Source organism: Bacillus sp. AFS018417 (assembly GCF_002560985.1).
In the GTDB taxonomy this organism is placed as follows: Bacteria; Bacillota; Bacilli; order Bacillales; family Bacillaceae_G; genus Bacillus_A; species Bacillus_A rhizoplanae.
This window is the reverse complement of the sequence record NZ_NTTM01000012.1, coordinates 146,020-161,299: the sequence shown is the minus strand read 5'-3', so window position 1 is coordinate 161,299 and position 15,280 is coordinate 146,020. Positions and strand designations below refer to the sequence as shown.

Here is a 15,280-nt window from a genome sequence, read left to right as displayed (position 1 = left end):
AAAGGCCTAAGTGATGAAAGGATATAACATTTTAATTGTTGAAGATGATTTGATGATTGGTGATTTATTGCAAAAAATTTTGCAACGCGAAGGGTACAATGTATGCTGGAGGAAAGAAGGAAAAGATATTATTGACATAATCCGTGAGATAGATTTAGTCATAATGGATATTATGTTGCCAGGTGAAGATGGCTATCAAATTACTAAGAAAATAAAAAATCTCGGATTAAATATTCCAGTTATTTTTCTATCCGCTCGAAATGATATGGATAGCAAACTCCAAGGTTTGACGATCGGGGAGGATTATATGATAAAGCCATTTGATCCTAGAGAGCTGTTACTAAGAATGCAGAAAATGCTAGATAATCAATATGGTACTTTTACACAAATCAAACATTTATATATTGATGCAGAACATAAAAAGGTTTTCGATAATAGCTTACATAATGAAGTTGTTTTTACTGCGATTGAGCGTAAAATATTCTTCTATTTATACGAAAATAGGGATAGAATTTTAACGAAAGAACATTTCTTTGACTATTTATGGCAACTTGAAGACAGAAATCCAAATATCATGAATGTACACATAAAAAAAATTAGAACAAAAATTAATGATAAAATGGGTGAGATTATTCAAAATATATATGGAGAAGGGTATAGATTGAATACCTATATGAAGAAATGAAATTGAAGAACAAATACCAGTTATTGTTATTTTCCGCTGTTATAAGCGTACCGTTTTTATTACTATTGATTAGTATCCTTATGTCCGTAATTTATGATATGGCCTTTAAAGTAAAAAATAATGGCATTCCTTTTCATGAATCTTTTGCACATCCTACAATGCTAGTCGTATTTTTTTTATCACTTTTGTTATTAGCCTTTTTATTTTCGAAATCGATTAACTCACTATTAAATAAAATAAATATATTGAATAAAACTATTCGAAATTTAGCTAGTGATAAAAAGATCCCAAATAAATTAGACGTTAAAAGCGATGATGAAATAGGAGAACTAATTAGATCAGTAAATTTATTAATTGAAAGAACTACATATCGAGAATTAGAACTTAAGCAGCAAGAGGAAATGAAAAAAGAACTTTTAAATAAATTAAGACATGATATTAATACACCTTTAACAGCTGTGAGATTACAATTATTTTACTTAGAAGGTCAATATAATGATCAAGCACCCATACTAGAATCTTTATATCAACAAATACAATATATTGCTGAATTAACCAATGAATTTAATTTACAATCCACTGATACGTTAGAGAGTTCTTATATTTTAAATGATGAAGTGAATATACATGATTTATTAGAAACCATGGTTAAAAAGTGGGATTATTTGTATAGTATTCATGATATTGAATTAATATATAATCCACTAAATAAAGATTTGATATGGACTAGTAATGATTTATGGATTCAAAGGTTGTTTGATAATATTTTCCAAAATACGTTAAAACATTCAAAAGCTAAAAAACTTGAGGTAACCATTGAAAATAGTGTTGTTTCTATTAAGGATAATGGAATTGGTTTCGATATTAATAGTAAAAGTGCAGGACTAGGATTAAAAATAATTAAGGATATATCTAGAATGCTCGATATAAAATATACTTTACAATCAAATAAAAATGGGACTATATTTTCTTTTACAAAAATCGAAAAAAATATATAATATAAAGCACACTTTTCATTACTATTTTGTGACACAATATAGTCTGAGTTTGAATATCCCCCAATTGAAATGAATGAGGAAATGGTTGGATTAGATCAATTTTAAAAATCTATTGTGATCAAACTTTTTTTAAAAACCAAAATTAAATCTGCTTGATAATTCAATTTAGTTGATTTACTAAGTCTACTCTTCTTTAAAACATATACACAGTAGGTTCTACACCTCTAATTAATACCTTGTAACAATAAAAAGAGCGAAATCCTGCATTATCAATACAGGATTTCGCTCTTTTTTATTAACGATCAGACTTTATTCTAAAACTACAGCTATCGAGATTTTTTTGACAGCTGTTTTTATCAAGAAAACATATAAGCAATTAATGCTCAGTTAAGCTAGATACAGGAACCTCTTGTTCATTATTTGGTTGGTTGAGAGGATAAATTCTAGCTGTTTCATTATTTTCATCTACATTTTGAATGTAGATTTGCTCTCCGTTATAGGTTACATTAGCCATAACTGGTGAAGCAGCAATTTCTTGTGCACGTTGTTTGTTCATGATCATAACCTCCTTTTTCTTTTAACAACTATAATATTGACTTCAATCCCCTCAAATATTCTTGTTATTTCATAATTAAGTAAACAAGGAGCTAATTTTAAAAATATAGTTGTTCAACTAACGAGAAAGACTGTTACAAAATAGAAGTATATGTAACGCACGAAAGAATTTTTTTCTTTGATATTCTATATACAATCAACTTTTCTGTTTTTTGTACAGTACATTATTTCTTGCTCCTACTTCGATTTATATTAGTGTTCATAAACACAAACTAAAAAGCAAACTCTCTGCATCAAAGAGTTTGCTTTTTAAAATTACATTTGTTTCTGAGACTGTAGTCCTTGAATATACGTCACAACCTCAGGATTCACAAGTGAAGATAAATCTCCAAGTTCTTTTCCTAAATACGCTGCTTTAATAACGCGGCGCATCACTTTAGAGTTACGTGTTTTCGGTAAATCTTCGACCACATGAATATCTTTCGGACACAATGCTTTCCCGATATGAGAGTTTACTAGACTCATTAATTCTTTTTTCAATTCTGGTGTAAACGAAGTGCCCTCGCGTAACACAACAAAACAATGACACACTTCACCTTTCACTTCATCAGGAACTCCAATTGCACCGGCTTCTACGACATCATGGTGTTTTACGAGAATAGATTCATACTCCGCAGGTCCGATACGTTTTCCAGCAATATTTAACGTATCGTCAGAACGACCTGTAATGATGTATTGTTCTCCATCATATAATACCCAGTCACCATGCACCCATTTGTTTTCAAAACGAGACCAGTATGTGCTTATATAACGATCATCTTCTTCCCAGAAACTTTTCGTCATACCAACCCAAGGCTTTTCTAAACATAATTCCCCTACCTCGTTTTGAACTGGTGAACCTTTTTCATCCAACACAACAGCGGCCATTCCTGGTAGTGAGGCATTAAAACTAATTGGTGCAATCGGTTTAATAAGGACGTTTCCAAAAATGCCACCAGAAATTTCAGTACCACCAGAATAGTTGCAAATTGGTACTTTTCCCTTGCAAACTGTTTCAAAGAGCCACATCCAAGGGTCTGGATTCCATGGTTCACCTGTTGAACCGATTGCTTCTAAACTTTGCAGTGAATGTTTGTTCACCCATGCGTCACCTTTTGCCATTAATGAGCGAATTAATGTTGGTGAAATACCAAGATGCGTTACTTTATAACGATCAACCATTTCCCATAGACGATCTGGTTCTGGATAATCTGGCACACCTTCATACATAACCATTGTTGCTCCGTTAATAAGAGAACCAAATAGTAGAAACGGTCCCATCATCCAGCCCATATCAGTAATCCATAGCATACGGTCACCTTGTTTTACGTTCATACCAAAACTAGCATCAAATGCTGCTTTTAGCGGGAATCCTGCATGTGTATGCACAGTTCCTTTCGGTTTACCTGTTGTACCAGATGTATAAATAAGCATAAGCGGGTCGTCGCTTTTCATCTCTTCTGCATGCGTAAATGGCTTATCTTTTTCAAGAACGCTCCATGAAATATCATAATCATGCTGTGTAAATTCGTTCCCAGCATGACGGACAATTACTACTTTTTCAACACTTGGGCAATGCTCACATGCTTTATCCACTTCATCTTTTAAAGAAACTGTTTTACCACGGCGTGCAAATCCATCTGCCGTAATAATCATTTTGGATCCTGCTGCTTGCACACGCGTCATAACTGCATCTGAAGCAAATCCTGAGAAAATAGGAGAAATGATTGCACCAATTTTCATTACAGCCAACATTGCAACTACTGTCTCTGGTATCATCGGCATGTAAATTGTTACACGATCTCCTTTTTCAATCCCTAAATGCTTAAGACCATTTGCAACGCAGCTCACCCAATGATCTAACTCTTCATATGTAAACGACTTTGATGTTCCATTTTCCCCTTCCCAAATGAGAGCCTTTTGTGCTTTCGTATCATCTTCTGCAATCCAGCGAGACAGTGCAGATTCTACGATATTACACGTTCCATCCACATACCACTGTGCAAACGGAATACCGTTTGCCAAATCTAACACTTCTGTATACGGACGCATCCATTGGTAGCCTACAGCTCGCTCTGCTTCTCCCCAAAACCATGCCGTATCTTCAATAGACTTATTATAAAATGTTTCATAATCATCATAGCCCAGTGATTGCATCCATTGATATAAGCGTGTTTTTGCTTTATATTCTTCTGTTGGAAACCAAACTGCTTGCTTCACTATTTTTCCCCCCTTATTTTTTGGAAAAGAAAGCCCTTCAAAAGGGCTATTTCTCTCGCTCGCATAGACAAACAAAGCATTGCCTATTACGAACTTGATTCATTCTACTTACCAGCAAAGGCTTCCACTGATGGAAGTTTCACTTTATACTGGGTAAACTGGATGTTTTCGATCCGTAAATACTTGATATTTACTCATATACATTTCAAAACGTTGCTTCAATTCTGCGCGCAATTGATTCGGATGAACAATACCATCAATCACCATTTCTGATGCAAGGCGATAAATATCAATATCTTGCTTGTACTCTTCACGTTTTTGAGCGATAAAGCTTGGACGCTCTTCTTCTGGAAGTGCTGCAATTTTATTTGCATACACTGCGTTTACCGCTGCTTCTGGACCCATTACTGCAATTGAAGCTGTCGGAAGTGCAAGGCAGCAATCAGGTTCAAATGCAGGACCTGCCATCGCATATAAACCAGCACCGTATGCTTTTCGTACAACGATAGAAATTTTCGGTACAGTTGCTTCACTCATAGCAGAAATCATTTTTGCACCGTGACGGATAATACCAGCACGCTCTACTTTTGTACCAATCATAAAGCCTGGTACATCAGCTAAGAATAAAAGTGGAATGTGGTACGCATCGCATAATGTAATAAATTTTGCTGCTTTATCAGCGGAATCGTGGAATAATACGCCGCCTTTCATACGAGGCTGGTTCGCAATAATTCCAACTGGCATACCGTTAATACGTGCAAGTCCAGTGATAAGTTCTTGTGCAAATAATTTTTTCACTTCGAAGAAAGAGTCTTCATCAATAATACGTTTAATTAAATCAAGCATATTAAAAGGTGCATTTTGATTTTCCGGGATAATTTGTTCTAATGTTTTTTCAAATTCTTTCGGTTCTTGAGGTTCTGTCATTGGAGCTTTTTCTAAGTAGTTACTTGGAAAGTAAGAAATATATTGACGTGCTTTTGAAATTGCATCTTCTTCTGTTTTGCACAGTACATCTCCGCAACCAGATACAGAGCAATGCATACGTGCTCCGCCCATTTCTTCTAATGTTACTTTTTCACCGATTACCATCTCAGCCATACGAGGTGAACCAAGATACATGGATGCATTTCCTTCAACCATCATAACAACGTCACAGAAAGCAGGAATATATGCACCGCCAGCAGCCGATGGACCAAATAGTAAACAAATTTGTGGTATTTTTCCGGATAGTTTTACTTGGTTATAGAAAATGCGCCCTGCACCGCGTCTTCCTGGGAACATTTCAACTTGATCAGTAATACGTGCGCCAGCGGAGTCAACAAGATAAAAGAGCGGTACACGTAATTTTTCAGCTGTTTCTTGAATACGTAAAATCTTTTCTACTGTACGAGATCCCCATGATCCTGCTTTTACGGTAGAATCGTTTGCCATTACACAAACAGTACGCCCATTTACTTTACCAGTTGCGGTAACAACTCCATCAGCAGGTAAGCCTTCTTGTTCGCAGTTTGCAAATAACGCATCTTCTACATACTCACCGTTATCAAACAAAAGCGCCAAACGATTACGAACAAACAGTTTCCCTTTTGCTGTGTTTTGCTCATGATATTTCGGTGCGCCGCCTTGCTTTATCGTTTCTATGCGTTCTTCTAATGTACGAGATTGTTGTTTTTGATCTAGCATGTTCATTCCCCCTTATAAATCGGCTTCCGTTTTTCACGAAATGCTTGTAATCCTTCTAAGCGATCTTGCGTATGAATCACTCCTTCATACGCTTGCTTTTCCATTTGTAAACCAGTCTTTAAATCTACTTGCATACCATTTGTAATCGCTTCTTTCGCAAGGCGAACAGCAATTGGGCCATTCTCTGCAATTTGCTTTGCAATTTCAATTGCTTTTTCTTCTAGTTCATCAGCAGGAACAACATATTCTACAAGTCCATATTCCTTTGCTTCTTCAGCTGAAATACGTCTTGCTGTATAAATTAATTCTTTTGCACGTCCAATTCCAATTAAACGCGGAAGACGCTGCGTACCACCGGCTCCTGGAATAATCGCAAGCGATGTTTCTGTTAAACCAAGACTTGCTGTGTCAGAAGCAATGCGAATATCACAAGCAAGACTTAATTCTGTACCGCCACCAAGCGCAATTCCATTTAGAACTGCAATAACAGGTTGTGATAATTGTTCTACCATATCCATTGTAGAGCGAATCATCCCAACTGCATGGCGCACTTGTTCTTCGTTCATATTCGCGCGTTCTTTTAAATCTGCACCTGCACAAAATGCTTTTGCACCTGCACCCGTAATCATTACGACACGGACATCATTTTTTTCGTTAATACGACTAAGTGTCTCTTGTAATTCTTCTAAAAGAGCAAGTGATAAAGCATTTGCTTGTCGTTCACGATTTAACATCACTTTCACAATATGAGGAGTTACGAATTCAACTGAAATATTTTGCAGCTGTAACATGGGATCACCTACTCACTGTTTTATGTTGCAAGGCACGGTATACATGGCTTGGAATCTGCATATCGAGCTTGCTTTGAATAAATTTCGTTGCCTGTAATAACTTTTCTTCATTTACATTTGTCTGCACGCCCATTTTATGAAGCATATGAACTAAATCATTTGTTGCGACGTTTCCAGACGCACCTGGTGCATACGGGCATCCGCCAAGACCACCGCACGAACTATCAAATGTTGTAACACCGCATTCTAATGACTTTACAACATTGGCAAGTGCCATGCCGTACGTGTTATGAAAGTGCATCGCAAATTTAGAAGAATCATATTTTTTGAGTAAATGCTCTAGCACACGTTCTACTTGTGCTGGATTTGCTACCCCAATCGTATCTCCAAGCGATACTTCATAAATACCGTACGAAAACAATTTGTCACAAAGTTCATCAACGGCTTGAACGCTTATTTCGCCCTCATACGGACAACCAAACACAGTAGATACGTAACCACGTACCGTTTTCCCAGCAAATAGCGATTGTTTCGTTATATCCTCAATAACAGAAAGTGCTTCATCAATTGATTTATTAATATTTTTCTTATTATGCGTTTCACTAGCAGATAAAAAGACGTTCACCTCATCTACATCTTGCAAAAGCGCCCGTTCCAAACCATTTTGATTTGGAACGAGAGCTGCATATGTAACATGTGGTTTCCGCTCAAGCATTGTAAACACATCTTGTGCATCTGCTAAAGCAGGAATCCATTTAGGGTGAACGAAAGATGAAACTTCAATATAAGAAAGACCTGCGTCTGCTAACATATGAATCCATTTCACTTTATCTTTTGAGCCAACAATTTTCTTTTCATTTTGCAAACCATCACGCGGTCCAACTTCTTTAATAGAAGCAAAAGAAGGTAGTTTCAATCGATTACACCCCGTTTCTAATTATTCAATTTCTACTAATACATCTCCCTCATTAACAAAATCGCCCTCTTGCACAAGAATCTTCATAACTGTGCCAGATTCTTCTACAGCGATCGGAATTTCCATTTTCATAGATTCTAAAATGACGACGTCTTGATCTTCCTCTACTGTATCTCCTACACCTACCACAATTTTCCAAACATTTCCTGCCATCGATGCATACACTTTTGTCATCATTATTTCCTCCTTTAAATTTCGTAACCTTTATTTTTTCACAAGCTGTTTCGTGACAAAGCTTGTTGTGTAAATACCACTTTGGAATACTTCATCTTCTAACACTTGCAGAAGCATCGGCGTATTGGTTTTAATACCTTCCACTTGCAATTCTTCTAATGCCACTTGCAATTTTTGAATTGCATCTGCACGCGTTTCTCCATGTGCAATGATTTTTGCAATCATTGGATCATAAAACGGTGTAATTGTTACACCATCTTCTAAGAAATGATCGACGCGAACTGATGTTGGAAGAGAAAGAGACTTGATCTTCCCTGGTGATGGGAAAAATGTTTTTGGATCTTCCGCATAAATACGAGCTTCAATGGCATGACCACTGCGTTTTACTTCGTCCTGCGTAAACGAAAGTGTTTCGCCTGATGCGATGCGCAGTTGTTGCTCTACTAAATCAAGACCTGTAATTTCTTCTGTTACTGGATGCTCTACTTGTAATCTCGTATTCATTTCTAAGAAATAGAAGTTTTTCTCATCATCAACGAGAAATTCAATTGTCCCTGCATTCGCATAACCAAGTGCTTTCGCAGCTTTTACTGCAACTTCTCCCATCGCCTTGCGTGTTTCTTCATCTAAAAATGGTGATGGCGCTTCTTCAATTACTTTTTGATTGCGGCGCTGCACAGAGCATTCACGTTCCCACAAATACACTGTATTCCCTTGTTTATCAGCAAGCACTTGAATCTCAATATGATGCGCATTTGTAATCAATCGTTCCATATACATTTCTCCGTTTCCGAAGAAATTTTTTGCACGAGTTTGATTACTTTCAAACGCTTGAGTGAGCGCTTGTTCAGTTTCAATCACTTGCATACCAATGCCTCCGCCGCCAGCAGATGCTTTTAACATAAGTGGATAACCAATTTGACTTGCAATTTCTTTCGCTTCTTCTACTGTTGGAATGCTAGTTGAAATACCAGGTACAATTGGAACTTCAGCTTCTAGCATTGCTTTTCGGGACTCAATTTTGCTTCCCATCTTCGCAATAACATCTTTAGAAGGACCAATGAAGACAATTCCTTCTTCTTCGCAGCGCGCTGCAAATGTTGGATTTTCTGACAACAATCCATAACCTGGATGAATTGCTTCTACATTTGTTTCTTTTGCAATTTCAATAATCTTTTCAAGATTTAAATAACTTTCTTGTACGCGTGGACCACCAACAAGATATGCTTCATTTGCCATTTTCACATGAAGTGCAAACTCATCAGCTTCTGAATAAATCGCAACTGTACGAATCCCAAGTTTTTGACACGTCTTTATAATACGAACAGCAATTTCACCGCGGTTCGCAATTAATATTTTTCGAAACATAGTGAACCCTCCTATTAACGACATCCTAAATGTCTTGAAATAACGAGACGCTGAATTTCAGAAGTACCTTCACCAATTTCTAATAACTTTGCATCACGAATATGACGCTCTACTTCATACTCACGCATATATCCGTAACCACCATGAATTTGAACCGCTTGATTTGATACACGGCTTGCTGTTTCAGAGGCAAAAAGTTTTGCCATCGCAGCTTCTTTCCCAAATGGCTTATCATTGTCTTTTAACCAAGCAGCTTTATGTACCATATTGCGTGCTAATTCAATTTCTGTTGCCATATCTGCCAATTTAAATTGAATTGCTTGGAAGTTTGATAGAGAACGACCAAATTGTTTACGCTCCTTTGCGTATTGCAATGCACGCTCAAATGCAGATTGAGCAATCCCTACTGCTAATGAAGCAATGGAAATGCGGCCACCATCTAACGTATATAAAAATTGTTTAAATCCTTTATTTACATCCCCAAGGATATTTTCCTTTGGTACACGAACGCCATCTAAAACAATCTCACATGTATTCGAAGCACGAACACCCATTTTGTCGTACGGACTAGAAATTGTTAATCCTTCGCTATTTGTCGGTACGATAAAAGCAGAAATTCGCTTCTTACCACTTTCCTCAACACCATTGATAGCGGTTACAATAATCGTATTCGCATACTCAGCATTTGTAATCCAGCACTTCTCGCCGCTAATTACATACTCATCGCCATCTAATACCGCTTTCGTTTGTGTTCCACCAGCATCAGATCCAGCATTTGGCTCTGTTAATCCAAATGCACCAAGTGTCTTACCAGATGCCATTGGAACTAAATATTTTTGTTTTTGTTCTTCTGTACCAAAATAATAGATAGGAGAAGCGCCCAGTGAGATTGTTGCAGCATAACTTAATCCTGTACCACCACAAGCGCGGCCAATTTCTTCAACTGCTAATGCATACGATAACGTATCGCCGCCAGAACCACCGTATTCTTCAGGGAATGGGATTCCTAACAAACCAAGTTCGCCCATCTTTTGAAACGTTTCATATGGGAATTCTGCCGTTTTGTCGTAATACACCGCTTTTGGAGCGATTTCCTTTTCAGCAAAGTCGCGCACCATTTCTTTGATCATTTGTTTTTCTCTAGTAAGAGTAAATTCCATTTGTCACACCCCTTATCGAATTCGTTATTTCGACAGCGTGCGCGTATATAGTACAAATCTTGCCTCGAAAAAAGAACGAACAGTAGTGAGATAATTGCTATAATTCTGTCATAATTCAATTGTAAAACAGAATCTGTACTAATGCACGAAAAAATTCCTACATTGTTCTACAACAACATAGGAATTAAAAGGTCGAATTATGTAGTTTTTTGTTTAATAATCTCTTCCTTTTCCAGAATCTGTGATTTCCACTAAAACTTCTGGATACGGTTCAAAATATGTTTGTCTCAGTAAATATGTTTCCTCAAACCGAAGTGCCCACGATTTTAAAATAGTGAGAATACTGCTTAATGGTATTTTCTTTTCTGCATACTTACTAAGTAAAGAAAGAAAATGATCTTTCTCTTCTTTCTTCAATTTATTTTTAAAATAGCCAAAAATATGCTGACATACGTTTATATTTGATGTATACCGCGGTGTACGTTTTAACAACTCATACAATGTTTTTTCATAGCTTGCAAATACTTCATCAATCGGACATTTTTCCTGATTAGCAATGATACGCCCTAATTCTTTTTGCTTCGTCTGATTGTACGCCATAAATAAGTATTTATAATCAGATTGAAATTCAACTAAAGCCTTCATGTTTTTCTTTTTCTTTAACGTTTTAAAATGAGCAATCGTAAATAACTGCGTAAAGAAATGTTCACGTATGATAAAATTCGACAATCTTCCTTCTTCCTCAATTGCTAAATGTGAAAAGGTAGCTAATACTGCACTACCAAATAAACCCGCACCCTTTCCTTTTGTTGGTGCTTTTCCTACCCCAGCATATATTTTCACATCACGAGTTCCGCAACTTGGAGACCTATTTTTCAAAATAAAACCATCTATATCCGGTAGAGAAGATAAAAATACATCTGAAAACTGCTGCATTTTCTCCGTTAAATCATCTCCTGTTGATGGCTGCACTAATTTTTGTATCCCATCTTGTTCAACAATACGAATCGTTTCTCTTGGAATGCTAAGTCCAATCTCCACTTCTGGACAAATTGGAATGAATTCTACAAACGGCTGTAAATTACGCACTGTTGCATCAGAAATCTTGTCACCATTATAACGGCATGCTTCAAATTCTAAACATTTACTTACGACAACTGTTGGTTTTACAAATTGCCTCATATTATTACCTCCGAGGTGTTAGCCCGTATAAAATGAATTGAACTGTAGACTCGATCTCAGCATCATCATCCCATTTTTCTTCTGGTAGTAATAAAAAACGGGTTAAAATTAAACCAATAACAGGTGATAATGTAAACCGTAATACTGCCGGCTTGGGAAGTTCAATAATTTGTCCCTGCTTCTGAAAATGATCAACGATTTTTTCAAAGCGAGAGTAAATTTCTTTTGCTAGTAATTGTTGAATTTCATCTTTTAATTCAGGATGAAATGGTACTTCCTGAATTAAAATTTTCAGCATCGGAAAGTGTTTTCTTGTAAATTCAAAGCGATTGCGAATGACAGCACGTAAAAAATTTTCATATGAATCATACGTATTTTCAAATATTTCTTTTGCAAAAGTTTGCACAAAAAACGGTGCGGCAAATTTCGTTAAAGTTGGCATCACAACGGCAAACAACAAATCTTTTTTCGTTTTATAATAGCGAAAGATCGTTCCTTCCGCTACACCCGCACGCTTAGCAATTTCACTCGTTGACGTTGCCGAATACCCTTTTTCACTAAACATGTCCACTGCTGCTTCTAAAATGCGCATTTGCCGTTCATTGCGCTTATCCGTCCCTGTGGCAGCAATTAATTCTTCTAACCAATCCTCTTTCATGATAAACTCCTTTTATTTCCATTATATTCTTCTATGCTTCTTCAAAGCAAATACGTTACCTACTGCAAACACAATCGCAAATAATAATAAAACTCCAAGATCAACAGCAATTTCACTAAATCCTTGATTTCGAATCATAACTTGCCGCATCGCATCTGCACCGTATGTTAAAGGAAATAACTTTCCTAATAGTTGTAACCACTTATTCATAGACTCAATCGGAAATAAACCCGAAAAGAAAATTTGCGGTACGATGACCAATGGAATAAATTGAATCATTTGAAATTCATTGTTTGCATACGCTGATAAAAATGTTCCAAGTGTTAGTGCTGTTAATGAAAGCATACATGTAATAAGTAACGTGAGCCAAGGTGAACCTGCAACATATAAATCAAGAACATACACAGAAAAACTAACAATCAGTACGGATTGTAAAAATGCAAAGATACCGAATCCAATAATATAACCTGCAACAATCTCCCAACGCCGAATTGGGGTCGATAATAATCGTTCCAAAGTACCGCTTAAACGCTCTCGAACGAATGAAACTCCTGATAAAATAAAGACAAAGAAGAATGTAAAGAAGCCAATTAATACCGGACCTAATCCATCAAACATAGTAAAATCAGCTGATCCATGTAAATAAGAAACATCAGGCTTCATAGTCGTCGGTTCTTTTTTCTCCATACTCTTTTGCAAAACTTGCATGACAGCACGATTTTTCGATGAATCGCTACCTTCTAACGTTATTTTCATCTTTCCATGATCTACAGTAACTATCGCATCAATTGCTTGATTTTCTAATTCACTACGCGCTTTCTCCTTATCATACTCATAAAAAGAAGCATCTTGCTTTTTCATTGATTCTACAATTGGTGCTGGTACATCAACTAAAGCAATATGAGGCTTGTAATCTTTTTGTGTGAATACAAGTGAAAGAAGCCAAAGAAGTAACATCGGTGCTCCGAACATAAGCGCAAGCGACCTTTTATCTCGGAAAAACTGACGAATAATACGGATAACAACTCCAAATACTCTCATCACTCCATCACTCCTTCCAGTAAAAAGACATCCTCAATACGTCCCGATGTTGTTCGTTCTTTTAATTCAACTGGAGAACCCGTTGCGATTAACTTCCCTTCACGAATTAAACCAAGGCGTTCACAAAACTCTGCTTCATCCATAATATGCGTTGTAACAATAATCGTCGTTCCTTGTTTTTTCAGCTCATAAAACTTATCCCAAATTGATTTTCGAAGAACGGGATCAATCCCAACAGTTGGTTCATCTAAAATAAGAAGCTTTGGTTCATGCAAAAGTGACATGGCAAGCGATAAACGCTTCTTCATTCCACCTGAAAAATGCTGCACTTGCTTTTTTGCATCCTCAGATAACTGAACAAGCTCAAAAACTTCAGAAATGCGCTCCTTCTTTTGCTTTCCTTTTAATCCGTACATTGTCGCGATAAAATCAGCATTTTCATAAGCCGATAGTTCATCATATAATGCATCAGCTTGAGCCATATAGCCAATTTGTTTCATTCCATTCAAATTCGGCATAACTGTTTGCAGTGCCGTTACTTCTCCGGATGTTGCTTCACTAATACCAGCAATCATTTTAATAAGTGTTGTTTTCCCTGAACCAGAGGGGCCTACTAAACCAAAAATCTCAGCTTCTCCGACAGAAAATGAAATCTCTTGAATTACTTGTTTCTTTCCAAAGTACTTGGATACATGTTTAAGCGTTACTGCCTCATTTATTGGAGACATATACTTTCCTCCTCTTCATAATAAAAAATGAGTGAGTACTCACTTTTATTTTAAGCTAATATTAATATATGTCAAACGTTTCTTTTTATTGTTGATTGCATACATATTTTTCACTCCAAAATTTCAATTATAAAACTCTTGCTAAATGCTTGCTTCAATCTAGAAAAGTCACGCAAAAAAAGGCTCTATTTACACAGAGCCTAAAATGAACAATTAATTTTATGAAAATCATCTTTAAAATGATTTTATTTTCTCCTAGTTATTGATATAACTTAAAGTTATTTGCAGTTATTTGGGCATTAGAAGGCTTAAAATCTCCCTGTAACTGCAACTCATATATCATATTACCATGCTCACCTTTTAGAAAATATTGCCCAGTGTATTTTTTATATAACCCCCAATTCGTATCATTTTTCACAAAAGATTCAATTAATTCTGGAGCAGGTTGCTCTCCGACTTTCTCCATTCGAATCGCCCCATCACTGAATTTCTTAGGCTCTAAGACAGGTTCTGTTCGAAACCAAGATTGCTCTAACTTCTTTGACTTATCATACTGATATGCCATAATAAAACCTTGTACTTCATTCCCATGTTCATCTCTAGTATCTTTAGAAGGAACACGATAATACAACACTACACCAGGTCCTAAATCCTTAGCATATGATACTTGAGTTAATGTTGTCGTTCCTGTGTTATCTCGATATTCATACATAGATGGTAATAGTTTCTTCACATTTTTATATGCTATATTTACTTCTGTTTCATCATTTTTTGCGCTTAAAATAGATGTTTCGTCTATTTCATTTGTAACAGGTTCTTTCTTTTCAAATACAAGATAGGCTGCTTTACTTTCACCATTTTCATATGTAACACCTTTTGCGGCAATGAATTGTTCTGGATCCTTTCCTTTTATAGAAAAGATAGGTCCTGGTGGTACTTCATTTGAATCTCCCGTTTTCTTAATTTCCCATTCTCCGATTCTTTCTACCTTACCAATTTGTCGTTCGAGTTGTTCCTTT

The 15,280-nt window shown here is 36.3% G+C and carries 14 protein-coding genes; 2 read left to right on the top strand and 12 right to left on the bottom strand.

The features are described from left to right. The first annotated feature begins 13 nt into the window (after window positions 1-13). Both ybdJ and CN326_RS06625 read left to right on the top strand, forming a co-directional pair. Window positions 14-685, top strand: a complete 672-nt coding sequence (gene ybdJ, locus CN326_RS06630; RefSeq protein WP_098307452.1) for a two-component system response regulator YbdJ — start codon at window positions 14-16, stop codon at window positions 683-685. Further along, window positions 682-1,683 (top strand): sensor histidine kinase, encoded by a 1,002-nt coding sequence (locus tag CN326_RS06625; RefSeq protein ID WP_098307450.1) that lies wholly within the window; start codon window positions 682-684, stop codon window positions 1,681-1,683. The genes ybdJ and CN326_RS06625 overlap by 4 nt, the downstream gene beginning before the upstream one ends. Before the next feature lie 376 nt (window positions 1,684-2,059). Here CN326_RS06625 and CN326_RS06620 read toward each other — a convergent pair whose 3' ends face one another. The 12 genes from CN326_RS06620 to CN326_RS06565 form a co-directional block, all read right to left on the bottom strand. Next, window positions 2,060-2,239, bottom strand: coding sequence for a small acid-soluble spore protein H (locus CN326_RS06620; RefSeq protein WP_098307448.1), 180 nt, complete (start codon window positions 2,237-2,239; stop codon window positions 2,060-2,062). Window positions 2,240-2,553: 314 nt separating this feature from the next. After that, window positions 2,554-4,497 (bottom strand): AMP-binding protein, encoded by a 1,944-nt coding sequence (locus CN326_RS06615; protein ID WP_098307446.1) that lies wholly within the window; start codon window positions 4,495-4,497, stop codon window positions 2,554-2,556. Between the two features lie 144 nt (window positions 4,498-4,641). Then, window positions 4,642-6,183, bottom strand: a complete 1,542-nt coding sequence (locus CN326_RS06610; RefSeq protein ID WP_098307444.1) for an acyl-CoA carboxylase subunit beta — start codon at window positions 6,181-6,183, stop codon at window positions 4,642-4,644. Between the two features lie 2 nt (window positions 6,184-6,185). Further along, a complete protein-coding gene (locus CN326_RS06605; protein WP_098307442.1) occupies window positions 6,186-6,974 on the bottom strand; it encodes an enoyl-CoA hydratase in 789 nt (262 codons plus the stop codon). Between the two features lie 4 nt (window positions 6,975-6,978). Then, window positions 6,979-7,890, bottom strand: coding sequence for a hydroxymethylglutaryl-CoA lyase (locus CN326_RS06600; protein ID WP_098307440.1), 912 nt, complete (start codon window positions 7,888-7,890; stop codon window positions 6,979-6,981). 21 nt (window positions 7,891-7,911) lie between these two features. Beyond that, window positions 7,912-8,127: an acetyl-CoA carboxylase biotin carboxyl carrier protein subunit gene (locus CN326_RS06595; RefSeq protein WP_098307438.1), complete on the bottom strand. Its 216-nt coding sequence runs from the start codon at window positions 8,125-8,127 to the stop codon at window positions 7,912-7,914. A 27-nt stretch (window positions 8,128-8,154) separates the two neighbouring features. After that, a complete protein-coding gene (locus tag CN326_RS06590) occupies window positions 8,155-9,492 on the bottom strand; it encodes an acetyl-CoA carboxylase biotin carboxylase subunit (protein WP_098307436.1) in 1,338 nt (445 codons plus the stop codon). A 14-nt stretch (window positions 9,493-9,506) separates the two neighbouring features. Then, the gene (locus CN326_RS06585; protein WP_098307434.1) at window positions 9,507-10,652 is read right to left on the bottom strand and encodes an acyl-CoA dehydrogenase; all 1,146 of its coding nucleotides are present in this window, start codon (window positions 10,650-10,652) and stop codon (window positions 9,507-9,509) included. A gap of 213 nt (window positions 10,653-10,865) precedes the next feature. After that, window positions 10,866-11,834, bottom strand: a complete 969-nt coding sequence (locus CN326_RS06580) for a YbgA family protein (protein ID WP_098307432.1) — start codon at window positions 11,832-11,834, stop codon at window positions 10,866-10,868. Between the two features lie 4 nt (window positions 11,835-11,838). Continuing rightward, window positions 11,839-12,492 (bottom strand): TetR/AcrR family transcriptional regulator, encoded by a 654-nt coding sequence (locus tag CN326_RS06575; protein ID WP_098307431.1) that lies wholly within the window; start codon window positions 12,490-12,492, stop codon window positions 11,839-11,841. 21 nt (window positions 12,493-12,513) lie between these two features. Beyond that, entirely contained in the window at window positions 12,514-13,533 is a 1,020-nt protein-coding gene (locus tag CN326_RS06570) for an ABC transporter permease (protein ID WP_098307429.1), read from the bottom strand. Then, window positions 13,533-14,261, bottom strand: a complete 729-nt coding sequence (locus tag CN326_RS06565; RefSeq protein ID WP_098307427.1) for an ABC transporter ATP-binding protein — start codon at window positions 14,259-14,261, stop codon at window positions 13,533-13,535. Before CN326_RS06565 ends, CN326_RS06570 begins: the two co-directional genes overlap by 1 nt. Window positions 14,262-15,280: the final 1,019 nt, after the last annotated feature.